This is a genomic window from Nocardiopsis sp. M1B1, from assembly GCF_052466615.1.
Genome location: NZ_CP196194.1, coordinates 5,126,639 through 5,143,398, shown reverse-complemented (window position 1 = coordinate 5,143,398; position 16,760 = coordinate 5,126,639). Strand labels below are relative to the sequence as shown.

Genomic DNA, 16,760 nt, shown 5'->3' with positions numbered 1-16,760 from the left:
CGGTCTCAGCTTGTGGGGGTTGGTTCGGGCGCCCACGGGGTTCTGGAGGGGCCGGAGACGGGTTCCCGTGGGGGAACTGCGCCGTAGGCGTCGTTTGAGGGTGGTGGTGGGCGACGGGTGGGCACGAGCGAACCCGTCGTAGGCGCCGCTGTGCCTGCTTCAACCCGATTCCCGTTCTCCGGGCGCCCGGACACGGAGCGAAGCGGAGCGGAGGTCCAAAAAACACTGCCTAGGCCAGGCCCGCGATGACGCGCTGGCGGACCGCGCTGTCGAACACCTCGGAGAAGGCGTTGCCCGGGCACTCGGTCTCCAGCCAGTCGCGGTGCCGGGAGATCGCGTCACCCGGCGTGGCCACGCCCGTGCCCGGGTTGACGTACTCGATCCGCCCGGCCGGGTCCACGCCGGTCACCGCGCACAGCACGCGCAGCACGTCGACCAGGGAGTCCTGCGCGGCCTGCGTGGGCAGCTCGTCGGTGAAGTCCCCGAGCAGGCACACGCCCACGTTGCCCTGGTTGAACCCGTAGGCGTGCCCGGCGGTCACCGACTCGGCCCGCCCCGGCCGCGGGATCCCGGAGAAGACCGGCACGCCGTCCCCGCCCGAGTGGCGGCCCTCGTAGACCACCCCGTCGGGGTCGATGAGCACGTGGTAGCCGATGTCCCCCCACGCCTGCTGCACCGCGTGCAGGTAGTACACCGCCCGTACGTCCGCCGCGTGGTCGTCGCCGGTCGGCATCGCGGTGTGGTGCACGGTCAGCGCCTGCACGGGGTGGAACTCCGCCTCCCACAGGTCGTCGCCCCGGTCGTCGAAACGCCAGGACTCGTCGGCGCCCCAGCCCGCGCGGGTGCGGAACGGGACGCTGGTCCGGCCGCGCGGCGTGCCGGAGGCCTCCGCGGACAGCGACGCCTGCGCCGGGCCGCCGAAACGCAGCACCTCGCCGTCGTTCAGGTTCACGGCCGCACTCTCCCCCCTCGAACGCACCTCGTAACCGGTGGCGCCCTCGGGAGCGCGCACCAGCGCGGCCGCGACCGGGTCCCGGTCGTCGCGGCCCCCGGTGTGCAGGTGCACCGGGTTCCACGATCCCAGGCCGTCGGCGGTCTCGAAGCGGACCGCCGCGTCGGCCTCCCCGGGGTCGCCGGTGACGGCCACCATGTCGAAGCGCAGGTCGGGGCGGACGAGTCCGCGTGAGGCGGAGGGCTCCGCCAGAACGCGGGGGATCGTGCGGTCGCCGCCGCCGGTGTCGGCCAGCGCGGAGCGGGCGGAGGGGAGCGCGGTGCCCAGCGCGGTCAGACCCGCAGCGGCAGTGGCACCGGCCAGGAGGGTACGCCTTCGCATCGTGTGTCCGTTCTCTCGGATCGGGCGGGGGAGGGCCCCGGGGGCGGGAACGCGCACACCCTGGCACAGGACCGTGAGCCGCGCCACCAACGGCACGTCCGAATGTGCGGCCAAGGCACCCCCCGTTCACCGGAAGGGCTGGTGATGCCGTATGGTGCGATGTTTTTCCAGTGCGGAAAGGAACACACGGGGTGGGGGAGTACATGGACGCGGGACACGACCTGCGCCACCACGGTGACGCCGAGGTCGGCGGCGGACTGCTCGACCTGGCCGTCAACGTGCGGGGCCGGACGCCGCCCGCCTGGCTGGGGCGGCTCCTCGCCGACTCGCTGACCGGCCTGGGCGCCTACCCCGACCCCTCCCGCGCGCGGGAGGCGGTCGCCCGGCGCCACGGACGGGAGATGAGCGAGGTCCTGCTCACCGCCGGGGCGGCCGAGGCCTTCGTCCTCCTGGCACGGGTCCTGAACCCCCGGCGGGCGGTCGTCGTGCACCCCCAGTTCACCGAGCCCGAGGCCGCCCTGCGCGCCGCCGGGCACGCCGTGGACCGGGTGCTGCTGGAACCGGACTTCACGCTCGACCCCGGACTGGTCCCCGAGGACGCCGACCTGGTCGTGGTGGGCAACCCGACCAACCCGACCTCCGTGCTCCACCCCGGACCGGTCCTGGCCGGGCTGGCCCGCCCCGGGCGCGTGCTGGTCGTGGACGAGGCCTTCGCCGACTGCGTCCCCGGCGAACCGGAGTCGCTGGCCTCCCGCGGGGACCTGCCGGGCCTGGTGGTGGTGCGCAGCCTCACCAAGACCTGGTCCCTCGCCGGGCTGCGCGCCGGGTACCTGCTCGCCGAACCCGGCCTGGTGGCCGAACTCGCCGCGGCCCAGCCCCTGTGGTCGGTGTCCACGCCCGCCCTGGTCGCGGTGGAGGCGTGCTGCAGGCCGGAGGCCCTCGCCGAGGCCGACGCCTGGGCGGCGTCCCTGACCGCGCACCGCGACGACCTCGCCGAGGGCCTGCGGAACCTGGGCCTGCGGGTGGTCCCGGGAGCGCGGGCCTCGTTCCTGCTGGTCGCGGACCCGGAGGCGGACCGCTTGCGGGCCCGCCTGCGGGAACGGGGGATCGCCGTGCGGCGCGGTGACACCTTTCCCGGCCTCGGGCCGGAGTGGTTCCGGGTGGCGGTCCGCGAGCCCGCCGTCCACCGGGTCCTGACGCGGGCGCTGGGGGAGCTGCTCGCCCGGTGAGACGGCTCCGCTCCCGGAGGGTTCCCGGCCCCGCCGCCCGAGCCGGGACCGTCCACGGAGCCGACCCGGGCCCGCGGGTTCCCGACCCCGGCCGGGTTTCTCGCACCTGGCCTGTTTGCGGAGCCAGCGCGCGCCCGCGCGGTCTCTGGCACAGTTGGTGATGACTCGGGACCTTCGGCGGCCGATCCGGTACCGGCCGCCCCGAGTCCGCGGGACCCGTGCGGGTGGCGCGGAAGCGGCGGACTACGCTTACCGGTCTGTGCCGGACGAGGCGGAGACGGGCCCGCCACAACACCTCTTGCGTGGAGCGATCATGACCAGAGACGACCGCGAGGACGCCCGGCGCGGCGAGGACGGCGGAGCCGAGCCGTCCCGCTGGAAGGGCGGCGGGTCCTCCTCGGGAGCTGGTTCCCGCCTCGGCGGCCTGTTCGACGGGCTCCCCGAGAGCGGGCGCGGCGCCCGGGCCCGGCCCCCGCGCGGTTCCTCGGGCCCGGCCAACCCGTTCCGGCAGCGGCCCCGGCCCCCCGCACCGGCCGACCCCGCGCCACGAGTCCCCTCCGCACCGGTCTCGCCCTACGGAGCGCTTCCCCTGGACATCCCCCCGGCCCCGCGACCAGAGGCCGAGCGGTCGGTGGACGCCTCCGCGGCGGACGCGCCGCCGCCGACCGGATCGCCGCACCAGCCCGACGTCATTTCTTCGCGCGGCGGCGAGCACGCCACCGCGACCGAGGCGGCCGGCCCGGGAGCCGGGCCGAGACCGGTCCCCGAGAGCCACGAGCGGGCCGCGCCCTCCGCCGAGGCCGAACCTCCGGCGGAACCCGGCGGTCCGGCCGGGCAGGAGCCCCCCGTCGAGCCGCGGCCCCCCGCCGAACCGGAGCCCTCGACGGCGCTCGCGGACGCGGCGGAACTCGCGAGGTCGGTGGTGCTCGCGAAGGCGGCGCGCCCACTGGGAGCGGCGCCCGCGCGTCCGGCCGCACCCGCGCACGGCACGACCACCGCGCGGACCGCCGCACCCGCCCGCCCGACCACGCCCGGCCGTCCGGCCGTACCCGCCCGCCCCGCGGCAGCCGCCCACCCGGCCTCCCCCGCGTACCCACCGGTGCCCCCGCGCCCCGCCGAACCCGTGCGCACCGAGGAGTCCGTGCGCCCCCAGGCGTCCGCGCACCCCGCCGCGCCCCCGGACACCGAGGCGCCCTCCGACCCGGCCGCTCCCACCAGACCGGCGGTACCCGCACGTCCGGCCGCGCACCCCGCCCGGACCGTCCGCCCGACCGGGACCACCGCCGACCAGGAGGAGGCGGGGACCGGGGAGGCCGGAGCACCGACCACAGACCACGGACGCGCGGACCAGCCCTCCGCGACCACCGAGCCGGAGCAGAGCATGCACGCACACGAACCAGCCGCGCCCCTGCCGAGGCCCACCGGGCCTCCCGTCCAACTCGCTCCCGAACCCGTGGCCGCGCCCGCCGCCCCGGCCCCCGAGCGGGCCGGCGACGGCTCCGTCCACGCCTACGGCGAGGCCGAGCGCGCCGCCGTCTACCGGGCCATCCGCGAACGCCGCGACGTCCGGACGGGCTTTCGGCCCGACCCCGTGCCCCACGACGTGCTCACCCGCGTCCTGGAGGCCGCCCACCAGGCGCCCAGCGTCGGCGACTCCCAGCCCTGGGACTTCCTGGTCATCCAGGACCCCGGCCTGCGCGCCCGCGTGGGCGACCTCGCCGCGGCCGAGCGCGAGGACCACGCCCACGCTCCGCCGGGCGTCCGCGCCCGCGCCTTCGCCGGGCTCAAGGCCGAGGCGGTCCTCGACTCGCCCCTGAACATCGCCGTCACCGTCGACCCCACACGGGGAGGACGCCACGCCCGGGGCCGCCACGCCCGCCCCCTGAGCGCCGACCACGCCGCGGCGCTCGCCGTGGAGAACCTCTGGATCGCCGCGCGCGCCGAGGGCCTGGGCGTCGGCTGGCTCACCTTCGTCGACGAGCGCGACGTCGCCCGCGCCCTCGAACTCCCCGCCCACCTGGACCTGGCCGCCTACCTGTGCGTCGGCTACGTGGAGGAGTTCCCCGCCGAGTCCGAGCTCACCCTCTCCGGCTGGGCCGGGGAGCGCCCCCTGTCCTGGGCGGTGCACCACGACCGCTACGGCCGCCGCGGTCTGCCCGGCCAGAGCCCCACGAGCCTGCTGGAGGAGACCATCACCGCCGTCGGAGCCCTGGACACACGCGCGATGGAGGAGGCCAGGGACCGTCAGGACCGGATGACCAAGCCGCTCGGCTCCCTCGGCTTCCTGGAGGAGGTCTCGGTCCAGCTGGCCGGGATCTTCGGACAGTGCCCGCCGCCGATTCCCGACCCGGCCGCCGTCGCCGTGTTCGCGGGCGACCACGGCGTGCACGCCCAGGGGGTGACCCACTGGCCCCAGGAGGTCACCGCCCAGATGGTGCACAACTTCCTGGAGGGCGGCGCCGTCGTCAACGCCTTCGCCGCCCAGGTCGGCGCCGAGGTCACCGTCGTGGACGTCGGCGTGGCCGCGGACCTGCCCGGCGCCCCCGGCCTGCTGGCCCGCAAGGTCGCGCACGGCACCGCCGATCTCACCCAGGGGCCCGCGCTCACCCGCGAGCAGGCCCTCCAGGCCCTGGAATGCGGCATCGAGGTCGCCCGCGACCTGGTCTCCGCGGGCAACCGCTGCCTGGTCACCGGTGACATGGGCATCGCCAACACCACCCCGGCCGCCGCCCTGGTGTGCGCCTTCACCGGAGCCGACCCCGCGCACGCCACCGGGCGGGGCACCGGCGTGGACGACGCCGTCTACGCCCACAAGGTCGACGTGGTGCGCCGCGCCCTGGCCGCGAACCCCGTCGACCCGGCCGACCCCATCGGCACCCTGGCCGCCCTGGGCGGCCTGGAGCACGCCGCCCTGGCGGGGTTCGTGCTCGGCGGCGCCGCCCTGCGCGTTCCGGTGCTGCTGGACGGGGTCATCGCCGGATCGGCCGCCCTGGCCGCCGCCGCGATCTCCCCGGACGCCCTCAGCGCCTGCTTCGCCGGGCACCGCTCCAGCGAGCCCGGGCACAGCCTGGCCCTGGAGCACCTGGGGCTGCGCCCCCTGGTCGACCTGGAGATGCGCCTGGGCGAGGGCTCCGGAGCGCTGCTGGCGCTGCCGCTGCTCCAGAGCGCGGCGCGCGTCCTGCGCGACGTCGCCACCTTCGACGACGCGGGCGTCTCCACGGCCTCCTGACCTGGAGCGGCCCACCGTCCCCCGCCCGCACCGACCCCCGGTGCGGGCGGGCTCACACCCCCGGTGCGGCACCCGTTTACACCCGCGTAATACCTCTTTGACAAGGTACTTTTGGAGCAATCGCCGAACTATCGCCGGCGGCTGGCGGTCCTCCTGCGCCAGCACCCCGCCGTCGTCGCCGGGGACCGGCACGGACGACCGAAGGGGCGCGACACATGACCTATCTCCTTGGTTTGCGCATGCGGGGACGCGACGTCCTCGTCGTCGGAGGGGGCAGGGTCGCCCAGCGGCGCGTCCCCGTGCTCATCGAGGCGGGGGCCCGCGTCACCCTGGTCTCCCCCGAGGCCTCGGCGGCCCTGGAGGACCTCGCCTCGGCCGGACGCCTCACCTGGCACCGGCGCCCCTACGCCCCCGGCGACGTCGCGGGTCCGGACGCCCCCGCCCACTGGCTCGTGCACGCCGCCACCGACGACCCCGCCGTCAACGCCGCCGTCGCCGAGGAGGCCGAGAACGCCCGCGTGTGGTGCGTGCGCGCCGACGACCGCCACGCCTCCTCCGCCTGGACACCCGCCAGCGGCAGCGCGGCCGGGGTCACCGTGGGCGTCGTCGCCTCCGGAGACCCCCGCCGCTCGGCCGGACTGCGCGACGCCGTCGTCGACGGCCTCGCCGACGGCACCCTCGACGCCCGCCGCGGACGCGAGCGCCTGCGCGGCGTCGCCCTCGTGGGAGGCGGCCCCGGCGACCCCGGCCTGATCACGGTGCGGGGACAGCAGCTCCTCTCCCAGGCCGACGTGGTGGTGGTCGACCGGCTCGCCCCCACCTCCCTCCTGGACCGCCTGCCCGCCGACGTCGAGATCGTCGACGCCGCCAAGATTCCCTACGGCCGCTCCATGACCCAGGAGGAGATCAACGCGACCCTGGTCGACCGCGCCGGACGCGGGAAGTTCGTGGTGCGGCTCAAGGGCGGCGACTCCTTCCTCTTCGGCCGCGGCGGCGAGGAGGCCGCCGCCTGCGCCGCCGCGGGGATCCCCGTCATCGCCGTGCCCGGTGTGACCAGCGCGCTCGCCGCCCCGGCCAGCGCGGGCATCCCCGCCACCCACCGCGGCGTGGCCCAGGACCTGCACATCGTCTCCGCGCACGTGCCCCCCGGCGACGAGCGCTCCACGGTCGACTGGGCCGGACTGGCCCGCGCGGGCGGTACCGTCGTCGTCCTCATGGGGGTGGAGCGGATCGAGGCGATCGCCGAGGCCCTCGTCTCCCACGGCAGATCCGCCGACACCCCCGCGGCGGTGGTACAGGAGGCCACGCTGCCGGGGCAGCGGACCGTCACGGGTACGCTGGCCACCATCGCCGCCGCGGCCCGATCGGCCGGAGTGCGGCCCCCCGCGGTACTGATCATCGGAGAAGTGGTCAAAACAGCGCGGGATCTTGACATACTGCACACGGGAAACCAGTTCGAGACCCGTCGACTGGCGACCGGGCGCGATCTCCAGTGAGACCTCCGCCCGCGGCGTACGTCGCTCTGCGGCGGGGACCGTCAGCACCGATGAGGAGGGCACACCGATCATGACCCGGCCGTCGGCCGCACCGGGGACCAACGGTCCCGGCGCTCCGGACCGGTTCGGAACCGGACCGGCCGCCACCTCCGAACAGCCCGCCCAGGGCTCCGCACCCGCGCGCGAGGCCGACAGCGCGGCCGTCGGCGCCCGACGGGGGCCCACCGTGCCGCTCGCCGCCGGACCGGCCAAACACCGCGCCCCCCAACCCGAAGAGAACCACTTCGAACAGGTCCTGGAAGCACTGCGCAAGCACATCCGGGACCTGGAGTTCGCCGAGGGCCTGCCCAGTGACGAGGAGGGCCGCGCACTCCAGGCGGACGTGCTCGCCCAGCTCTCCGACTACGTCCTGCCCCGGGTCCGCCGCCCCGACATCCCGCTGCTGATCGCGGTCGCCGGATCCACCGGAGCGGGCAAGTCCACCCTGGTCAACAGCCTGGTCGGCGAACAGGTCACCACCACGGGCGTGCGCCGCCCCACCACCAACAGCCCCGTCCTGGCCTGCAACCCCGCCGACGTCGACTGGTTCAGCGAGGCCTCCTTCATCCCCTCCCTGCCGCGCGTGCGCCAGCAGGGCCTGGCCATGCCGGGCAAGGACGGCATGCTCGTGCTCGCCGCCACCGAGGCCATGCCCCCGGGCGTGGCCCTGCTCGACACCCCCGACGTCGACTCCGCCGTCGCCGCGCACCACGAGTTCGCGGCCAAGTTCCTCGACGCCGCCGACCTGTGGGTGTTCGTCACCACCAGCAGCCGCTACGCCGACGCGCGCGTGTGGGAGTTCCTCCAGGTCGCCCGCGACCGCGACACCTCCCTGGCCGTCGTGCTCTCCCGGGTGCCGCGCAGGGGCAGGCGCCAGCTCCTGGACCACTTCGGCGCGATGCTGGAGGCCAACGGGCTGGGCGCGGCCGCCCGGTTCGCCATCCCCGAGACCGACCAGATCCGAGGCGAGCGCTTCACCTCCAACGTCGCCGACCACATCCGCGACTACCTGGCGGAGGTCGCGGGAGAGGCCGAGCAGCGCGACCGCGTCTCACGGCGCACCTTCATCGGCGTCATCGACAGCTTCCGGACGCGGGTGCCCGAACTGGCCCGCCAGGTGGAGACGCAGATCGAGACCGGGCGCACTCTCACCGCCGCCGTCGACGACTCCTACGCCGCCGCCCGCGACCGCGTCGACACCAGCCTGTCCGACGGCTCCCTGCTGCGCGGATCGCTGCTCGCCCGTTGGCAGGAGGTCGCGGCCGGGGGAGAGCTCACCAGGAGCCTGCGCCCGCGCGGCAGGCGCACGCGCAAGGGCGGCCGCGCCGAACAGGCCGAGCGCGGCCAGCGGGTCGGCGCCCTGGAGCGCGCCGTCCGCGACGGCCTGGAGGCCCTGGTGGTCTCCACCTGCGAACGCGCCTCCGACGAGGTCGAGCGCAGGTGGCGCGAGGTCCCCGGCGGCGGCGACCTCGCCTCCAAGGCCCTCAACCAGCCCGGCACCGGCCTGCTCTCACAGCAGATCCGCCAGGAGATCGCCGAGTGGCAGCGCGGCGTCGTCGAGATGACCACCGCCAGCGGCGCCACCAAGCGCTCCGTGGCGCGGTTCGTCACCTTCGACCACGACGTCGTCGCCCTGGTCCTGATCATCGACCTGCTCGGTTACGAGCGGTCCCGCTCCGGAGGCGGCGCCCACGCGGCCGAGGCCTCCGGCCCTTCCCCGCAGCGCCTGCTCAAGGGGCTGTTCGGCGCCCAGTCACTGCGTAGCATTGGCGCAGCGGCACGGGACGACCTGCGCCAGCGCGTCCAGGGACTGCTCGACCGCGAGCGCGTGCCCTTCGACAGCGCCCTGGCGTCTGCCGCCATCCCGTCCGAGGACACCGCCGTCCAGCTCTACCAGGCCACGTACAACCTTGAGATTGCACGATGACGACTCAATGGAACCCCGCGCAGGCGTACGGGGAGCCCGGTGCGCACGGTCGCGCCGAGGACGAGGACCGCGAGAACGGACGGAGCGCGCCCGGCGCCGGTGACGACGGGCGCCCCCGCGGCGACGCGGCGTCCGGGCCCTGGCGCGGGTACACCGTGCCGGTCCCCGAGCACCCCGACCACGCCGTGTCCGAGGCGGGCTCCGAGGACCCCGCCTACGACGGCATCGCGGCATACCCCGACCCCTCGGGCGCCGGAGCCCCGCACAGGGGCGTCCAGAGCGACCAGGGCGCCCCCCGCGGCGCGGACGCGGAGCCGGAGGACCCGGCGCCGTCCCCCGCCGCGCAGCGGCGCTCCGGACGCCACGCGCGGTCCCTCGCGGACCGGGAGCGCGAGGGGGACCGCCGCCCCGACGAGAACCGCCACGAGGACCCCGACGGGCTCGCCGGATGGGTCGGCAGCCTCGCCGAGGCGGCCGACGACACCCGTATCGCCGGGCGCGCCACCGGCGCCTTCCCGGTCGTGGACCAGCGGTCCGGGGACCGGGACGAGGACCGGGCGCCGCACCGTGCCCGGGAGGCCTCCCCGGACCAGGGCGGGCACGAGGCGTCCGAGGAGCCCGCGCCGGCCGGATCCGAAGCCCCGGAGGGGCACGAACCGCTGCCCCGCCGCGTCCCGGGCCCCTCCGCGGTCTCCGGGGCCTTCCGCGCCGTGGGCGCCGACACCGCCGCCGACGCGGAGGAGGACGAGGAGTACCGTCCCACCACCCACGACACCTGGCACTCCACCCGCTCCACCACCCGGGCCGAGCTGATCGAGCGCCTGGACGCGCTGTCCACCCTCACCGAACTGGGCCGCGACGACCTGCCGCAGGAACTCGTCGCCCGGTCCACCCAACTGCTCGACCACGCCGGGGCCCGGCTGCGGCTGTCGGGCGACCACACCGTGGTCGCCCTGGCGGGCGGCACCGGCAGCGGCAAGTCCTCGCTGTTCAACGCCCTGTGCGGGCTCCAGCTGTCGCAGACCGGCGTCACCCGGCCCACCACCTCCAAGGCGCACGCCTGCGTGTGGGGCCACGAGGGGGCCGACGCCCTCCTGGGCTGGCTGGGCGTCCCGACCCGCTACCGCCACTCGCGCACCAGCGTCCTGGACACGGGCAGCTCCGAGCTGACCGGCCTGGTCCTGCTCGACCTGCCCGACCACGACTCGGTCCGCAGCATGCACACCGCCGAGGCCGACCGCCTCATCGGCTCGGTCGACCTGCTGGTGTGGGTGCTCGACCCGCAGAAGTACGCCGACGCCGCGGTGCACCACCGCTACCTGGCCCAGATGGCCGGGCACGGCGCGGTCACCGTCGCCGTCCTCAACCAGGTCGACAAGGTCGAGCCCGACGAGCTGGAGGAACTGCTCACCGACCTGCGCCGCCTGCTGGAGACGGAGTCGGGGGTGCACCCGCGGGTGATCACCACGTCCACGCTCACCGGCCAGGGCATCCGCGACCTGCGCGAGTTCCTCGCCGAGACGGTGAGCGAGCGGCGCGCGCTGGTGGACCGGCTGGCCGCCGACCTGGACCAGGTGGTCGAGCCCTTCGGCGAGTTCCACGGCGAGGGCGCGGTGCCCGAGGCGGTCCCGGCCCAGGTGCGCGCCCGCGTCCAGGAGGGGCTGGCCAACGCGGCCGGTGTGGCGGCGGTCGCCGACGTCACCGAGACCAACGACGTCCGGCGCGGCAGACGCCAGGTCGGCTGGCCGGTGGCCCGCCGCTCGCTGCGGTTGGGCAAGGACCCGCTCGCCGCGGTCCAGTTGGACTTCCTGCGCCGCGACAGCGGGAGCGGTGTGGGCGGCCCGGTGGACGCGCACGAGGCCGAGCTGGAGACCGCGCTGGGGGAGGCCGCCGACAGTGTCTCGGAGGGCATGCCCCCGCTGTGGCGCCGCCGCATGCGCGCCGTGGCCCGCGGCGCCGTCCCCGAGCTGCCCGCCGAACTGGGGCAGGCCGTGGCCGGAGCGGTCGGCGATCCCGACCGGAGCCCGTCGTGGTGGAAGGTCGCCCGCGCGGCCCAGTACGCGCTGCTCGCGGTCGCGGGCCTGGGGCTGGCCTGGGCCGTCGTGACCCTGTCGAGCTGGCTGGGCGGCGGCATCACCGGCCTGGCGGTGTTCGACGACCCGGTGTTCGCCGCCTACTCCGGCGTCCTGGTGGTCGCGGCCCTGCTGGTGGGGTGGCTGACCGGGGTGGGCTGCGGCAACCTCGTCGAGGTGGCCGCGGTCCAGCGCCGCGAGGACGTGGAGCGCACGGCCTCCGCCCGGGTCCGGGAGATCACCGGACTGCGCGTGGTGGAGCCGCTGGAGGCCGAACTGGCCAGGTACCGGGCGTTCCGGGCGGCCTACGAGGTGGCCAGTACGGCGGACTGACCCCGGGGCCGGACGGGCGCCGACGCCCGGGCCGGAGCCCCACCGCGTTTCCGAGGCCGGGGAAGGGCGGCACCGCGCCGCCCGTCCCCGGTGATCTTCACTCAGCTGTAACGGGTTCTAGACCCAGACAGTGCCGTTGTACATGTGTGCTCCTTGTAGTGAGTGCCGTGGGAGCCCGGGTGTTCGGGGTGTCAGGCGGTCGACACGCCGTGCCACACAGTGGCTACCGTGGAGGGTCCCTACGGCAGGATGCCCTAGATCACCGCTGAGCCCAACCCCGTGAAAACCGGGTGCCCCGGCCGCAGGCCCGTTACCCACGGCGATCACACAATCAGCAATTAAGTTATTACCCAACGTAATGTAAAGTGGAGCGTGTCGCGGGACTGGCGAGCCGCACCGTCGTCGGGCCCCGACGCCCCGTTGTCGTAACCGACTGGCACCGTAAGGGAACGCGCGGCGAAACAACCCCGTCGAAGGGAGAACCGTGGGAGGCGGTGGACCCATCAGAGGCGGGTGTAGGAGTCGGACGGTGGAGAGCGATGTGAGGAGGGAGGCGCAACGGTGAGCATCTCTGAGAAGCCGATCGCGCCGGCCGGGCGTCCCGAGGACGAACGTCCGCGCTGGCCGATCCTCCAGCAGCCCCGCGGGCTGGTCGTCTACATGGCGCTGCTCGTGTCCGCGACGCTGTTCCTGTTCGGAGGCGCGGTGGCGCTGACCGCCCCCGCGGTGATGGACGTGGTCACCCTGGTCGCGCTGCTGGCGGGCGCCGTGCTCTGCGTGGAGGCGGGCCGCCGCCTCGGCACGCCGGCCGGGATCAACCGGGACTTCCTGGGGGCCTGGTGGTTCCCGGCGGTCCTCCTGCTGCCGCCGCTGTACGCGCTGATCCTGCCGGTGCCCGTCTTCCTGATGCTCCAGTACCGCACGCGCCGGGCGCTGCTCCACCGGCGGGTGTTCAACGCCGCCTCCATCGCCCTGTCCGGGTTCCTGGCCTCGGTGACCTGGCACTCGATCTGGGGCGGCGGCCTCGTCGACGGGCTCGGCGGCACCCCCGGCGCGCACGAGTACCTGACCACGGGCCCCGGCGTGCTCGTCGCCGTGCTGTGCTGCACGGGCTTCACCGTCCTCAACAACCTGCTCGTCGCGGTGGCCGCGCGGATCAGCAGCGGCCCCGGGCACACCCTGCGGCCCATGTGGGACCGCGAGGCCCTCATCGTGGACGCCGTCGAGTTATGTGTCGGCGTCACCGTCGCCATCCTCGCCCACCTGTCGCTGTTCCTGCTGTTCATCGCGGTCCCCCCGGTGCTGCTGCTCCAGCGCAGCCTGATGTACCAGCAGCTCCAGATGGCCGCGCGGACCGATCCCAAGACCGGACTGCTCAACGCCCCCACCTGGGAGCAGGAGGCGTCGGTGGAGATCGCCAGGGCCCGCTCCTCGCGGGGCAGGGCGGCGGTGTTGATCATCGACATCGACCACTTCAAGAGGGTCAACGACAACCACGGGCACCTGTTCGGCGACCAGGTGCTGCTGGGCGTCGCCACCACCATCGCCCAGCAGCTGCGCCAGTCCGACCTGCTCGGCCGGTTCGGCGGAGAGGAGTTCGTGGTGCTGCTGCCCGGTTCCGACACCGCCGAGGCCTGGCGGGCCGCCGAACGCCTGCGCTCGCAGGTGGGACGCATGGAGATCGCGGTGGACGACGTGCCGGTGTCCATCACCATCTCGATCGGCGCGGCCGTCATCGGCGACCACGGCAACGACCTGGTGGAGCTGCTCACCGCGGCCGACCTCGCGCTCTACCGGGCCAAGGAGACCGGCCGCAACCGAGTGTGCCTGCCCGCCGGGCGCCCCGGGAGCGGCGGCAAGATCCCGGGGCCCCGGGGAGGGGAGATCTCCGGTCACAAGGAGCACACGGACCCCACCGAGCACACCGAACTTCCCTGAACTGCGGCTTCGCGGTCTGACGGAGTTGTCCACAGCGCCAAGAAGGACGTTGCGCCCGAACCGTCGGATCACGCACCGTGAAGATATGCACTCTGACCAGCCGCACCACTCCCTCGGCCCCTCCGACCCCCGGCGCCCCCTCGACTCCGCACCGGACCCCGACCGTCCCGCCCAGTCCGACCGTCCGACCTCGCCCGGGCGCTCCCGGGGCGGCAGCGCTCCCGTCCCCCCGCCCCGGAGCCCCGGCGGGCCGGGGCGGACCGGCCCCGCCGCGGCGGGCACCGCCCTCACCCTCACCAACCCGACCGACATCATCGCGACCCTGCCCTACCTGGTGGGGACGCCGCCCGATCCGGGGATCGTGGTCCTCGCCGTGCGCGACAAGGGCGTGCACTCGGCGTTCTGCGGCGACCTGGACCGCCTGGCCGCCGCCGGCGACCCGCTGGAGCGCGCGGTCGTCCCCGTGGACATGGCCGCCGCGGAGGGCTGCACCTCCCTGGTGGTCGTGGCCTACGGGCCGCCCGAACGGGTCACGCCCCACGTCGACAGGATCCTGTCCGCCGCGCGGAGCCGCGGCCTGGCCGTCGTCGACGCCCTTCGGGTCACCGGCGGCCGCTACTGGTCCTACACCTGTGCCAGGGCCGACTGCTGTCCGGTGGAGGGGACGGTGGTCAACGTGGACAGCTCCACCGTCCCGGCCAGCGCGGTCCTGCACGGGATCGTCCCGGTCCAGCCGCTCTCGGAGGTCACGGCCGAGATCGAGCGGGTGCGGGAGGTGCTGCGGCCCGTGCACGGCCCCGAACGCGCCGCGATGGACGCGGTCGCCGGAGAGGTGCAGGCGCGCGCCCGGCGGCTCCTGGAGCAGGGGATGCGGGGCTCGCTCACCGATCGCGGCCTGAGCGCCGTGCTCGCGGCGGTGCGGGCCGAACGGGAGGGCCGGGGCGTCACCGACCGGGAGGGACTGGCCTGGCTGGGGGTCTACCTCGGCGAGATCCGGGTGCGCGACGAGGCGTGGGCGCGCATCACCGCGGAGGCGGCCCCCGCCCACCAGGAACTGTGGGCCCGGGTCACCCGCCACCTGCCCCGGCACCAGCGCGCGGCGCCCGCCTCGCTGCTGGCGGTCGCGGCCTGGCAGCGCGGGGACGAGCCCCTGGCCGCCGCGGCGCTGGAGGTGGCCCTGGACGCCGACCCCGGCTACTCCATGGCGGTGCTGATGAGCCGGGCCCTGGCCTGGGGGCTGCCCGTGGAGCGCTGGCGGGAGTTCACGCCCCGCTGGCTGCGGGCGAGGAGCAAACGGCCGCGGGAGTGAGGGGGCGCGGCCCCCGCGGGGCGGGTCCGGGCCGCGACCGCCGCCCGGAACCGGCTCCCGTGGGCCCGGTCCATGGCGGGGGCATTGGCCGCGACACCCTAGGCTTGGACTCATGCCGGAGTACATCTACACCATGAACAACGTGCGCAAGGCGCACGGCGACAAGGTCGTCCTGGACAACGTTTCGGGGTCGTTCCTGCCCGGAGCCAAGATCGGCGTCGTGGGCCCCAACGGTGCGGGTAAGTCGACGCTTCTGAAGATCATGGCCGGCATCGAGCAGCCGTCCAACGGCGAGGCGAGGCTCATGCCCGGTTTCACCGTCGGTCTGCTCGCGCAGGAACCCCACCTCGACCCGGACAAGACCGTCCTGGAGAACGTCGAGGACGGCGTCGCCGAGACCAAGGCGATGCTGACCCGCTTCAACGAGATCGCCGAGCAGATGGCGACGGACTACTCCGACGATCTGCTCGAGGAGATGGGCAAGCTCCAGGAGCAGCTCGACCACCGGGGCGCCTGGGACCTGGACAGCCAGCTGGAGCAGGCGATGGACGCGCTGCGCTGCCCGCCCGGCGACGCCTCCGTCACCCAGCTCTCCGGTGGCGAGAAGCGCCGCGTGGCCCTGTGCAAGCTCCTCCTGGAGCAGCCCGACCTGCTGCTGCTCGACGAGCCCACCAACCACCTGGACGCCGAGAGCGTGAACTGGCTGGAGCAGCACCTGGCCAAGTACCCGGGCACCATCATCGCGATCACACACGACCGGTACTTCCTGGACCACGTCGCCACGTGGATCCTGGAGCTGGACCGGGGCCAGTTCTACCCCTACGAGGGCAACTACAGCGTCTACCTGGAGACCAAGCAGGCCCGCCTGAAGGTCGAGGGGCAGAAGGACGCCAAGAAGGCCAAGCGGCTCAAGGACGAGCTGGAGTGGGTCCGCTCCAACGCCAAGGCCCGCCAGACCAAGAGCAAGGCCCGCCTCCAGCGCTACGAGGAGATGGCCGCCGAGGCCGACAAGACCCGCAAGCTGGACTTCGAGGAGATCCAGATCCCGCCGGGCCCGCGTCTGGGCAACACCGTGGTCGAGGTCAAGAACCTCACCAAGGGCTTCGACGACCGCGTGCTCATCGAGGACCTGAGCTTCTCGCTGCCGCCCAACGGCATCGTCGGCGTCATCGGCCCCAACGGCGTCGGCAAGACGACGCTGTTCAAGATGATCGTCGGCGAGGAGACCCCCGACCAGGGCAGGATCAACGTCGGCGAGACCGTCGAGATCTCCTACGTCGACCAGTACCGCGGCCGCATCGACGACACCAAGAACGTCTGGGAGACCGTCTCCGACGGCGAGACCTTCATCCAGGTCGGCAAGGTCGAGATCCCCAGCCGCGCCTACGTCGCCGCGTTCGGTTTCAAGGGCTCCGACCAGCAGAAGCCGTCCGGTGTGCTCTCCGGCGGTGAGCGCAACCGCGTGAACCTGGCGCTCACCCTCAAGCAGGGCGGCAACCTGCTGCTCCTGGACGAGCCCACCAACGACCTGGACGTGGAGACCCTCGGCTCGCTGGAGAACGCGCTGCTGGACTTCCCCGGCTGCGCCGTGATCACCTCCCACGACCGCTGGTTCCTCGACCGCGTCGCCACGCACATCCTGGCGTGGGAGGGCGACGCCAACTGGTACTGGTTCGAGGGCAACTTCGAGTCCTACGAGAAGAACAAGGTCGAGCGCCTGGGCCCCGACGCCGCGCGCCCGCACGCGGTCACCCACCGCAAGCTCACCCGCGACTGACCGGCCGGGGCCGAGCGCCCCGCGCCGAGCGGTTCCCAGGGCCCGCGGCAGGATCCCCGATCCGGCCGCGGGCCCTCG

General features: G+C 74.6%; 9 protein-coding genes. 8 read left to right on the top strand and 1 reads right to left on the bottom strand.

Annotated features, from left to right (window positions below; genetic code table 11):
• Nucleotides 1-229: 229 nt before the first annotated feature.
• The gene (locus ACSTA4_RS22300) at nucleotides 230-1,333 is read right to left on the bottom strand and encodes a peptidoglycan recognition protein family protein (RefSeq protein WP_444960874.1); all 1,104 of its coding nucleotides are present in this window, start codon (nucleotides 1,331-1,333) and stop codon (nucleotides 230-232) included.
• Between the two features lie 203 nt (nucleotides 1,334-1,536).
• On the opposite strand from ACSTA4_RS22300, the gene cobC reads away from it, so the two are divergent.
• From cobC to ettA, 8 genes are all read left to right on the top strand, one after another.
• Complete coding sequence (gene cobC, locus ACSTA4_RS22295; protein WP_444960873.1) at nucleotides 1,537-2,562, top strand: Rv2231c family pyridoxal phosphate-dependent protein CobC; 1,026 nt, start codon at nucleotides 1,537-1,539, stop codon at nucleotides 2,560-2,562.
• A 313-nt stretch (nucleotides 2,563-2,875) separates the two neighbouring features.
• The gene (gene cobT, locus ACSTA4_RS22290) at nucleotides 2,876-5,791 is read left to right on the top strand and encodes a nicotinate-nucleotide--dimethylbenzimidazole phosphoribosyltransferase (protein ID WP_444960872.1); all 2,916 of its coding nucleotides are present in this window, start codon (nucleotides 2,876-2,878) and stop codon (nucleotides 5,789-5,791) included.
• Nucleotides 5,792-6,006: 215 nt separating this feature from the next.
• Nucleotides 6,007-7,287: a uroporphyrinogen-III C-methyltransferase gene (gene cobA, locus ACSTA4_RS22285; RefSeq protein ID WP_248771559.1), complete on the top strand. Its 1,281-nt coding sequence runs from the start codon at nucleotides 6,007-6,009 to the stop codon at nucleotides 7,285-7,287.
• A gap of 70 nt (nucleotides 7,288-7,357) precedes the next feature.
• The gene (locus tag ACSTA4_RS22280; protein WP_444960871.1) at nucleotides 7,358-9,253 is read left to right on the top strand and encodes a dynamin family protein; all 1,896 of its coding nucleotides are present in this window, start codon (nucleotides 7,358-7,360) and stop codon (nucleotides 9,251-9,253) included.
• A complete protein-coding gene (locus ACSTA4_RS22275; protein WP_444960870.1) occupies nucleotides 9,250-11,658 on the top strand; it encodes a GTPase in 2,409 nt (802 codons plus the stop codon). The genes ACSTA4_RS22280 and ACSTA4_RS22275 overlap by 4 nt, the downstream gene beginning before the upstream one ends.
• Nucleotides 11,659-12,219: 561 nt before the next feature.
• Nucleotides 12,220-13,596 carry a GGDEF domain-containing protein gene (locus ACSTA4_RS22270; RefSeq protein ID WP_416022965.1) on the top strand — a complete coding sequence of 459 codons (1,377 nt, stop codon included), beginning with the start codon at nucleotides 12,220-12,222 and terminating at the stop codon, nucleotides 13,594-13,596.
• Between the two features lie 85 nt (nucleotides 13,597-13,681).
• The gene (locus ACSTA4_RS22265) at nucleotides 13,682-14,905 is read left to right on the top strand and encodes a DUF4192 domain-containing protein (protein ID WP_444960869.1); all 1,224 of its coding nucleotides are present in this window, start codon (nucleotides 13,682-13,684) and stop codon (nucleotides 14,903-14,905) included.
• Nucleotides 14,906-15,017: 112 nt separating this feature from the next.
• The gene (ettA, locus tag ACSTA4_RS22260) at nucleotides 15,018-16,682 is read left to right on the top strand and encodes an energy-dependent translational throttle protein EttA (protein WP_248771555.1); all 1,665 of its coding nucleotides are present in this window, start codon (nucleotides 15,018-15,020) and stop codon (nucleotides 16,680-16,682) included.
• Nucleotides 16,683-16,760 lie beyond the last annotated feature (78 nt).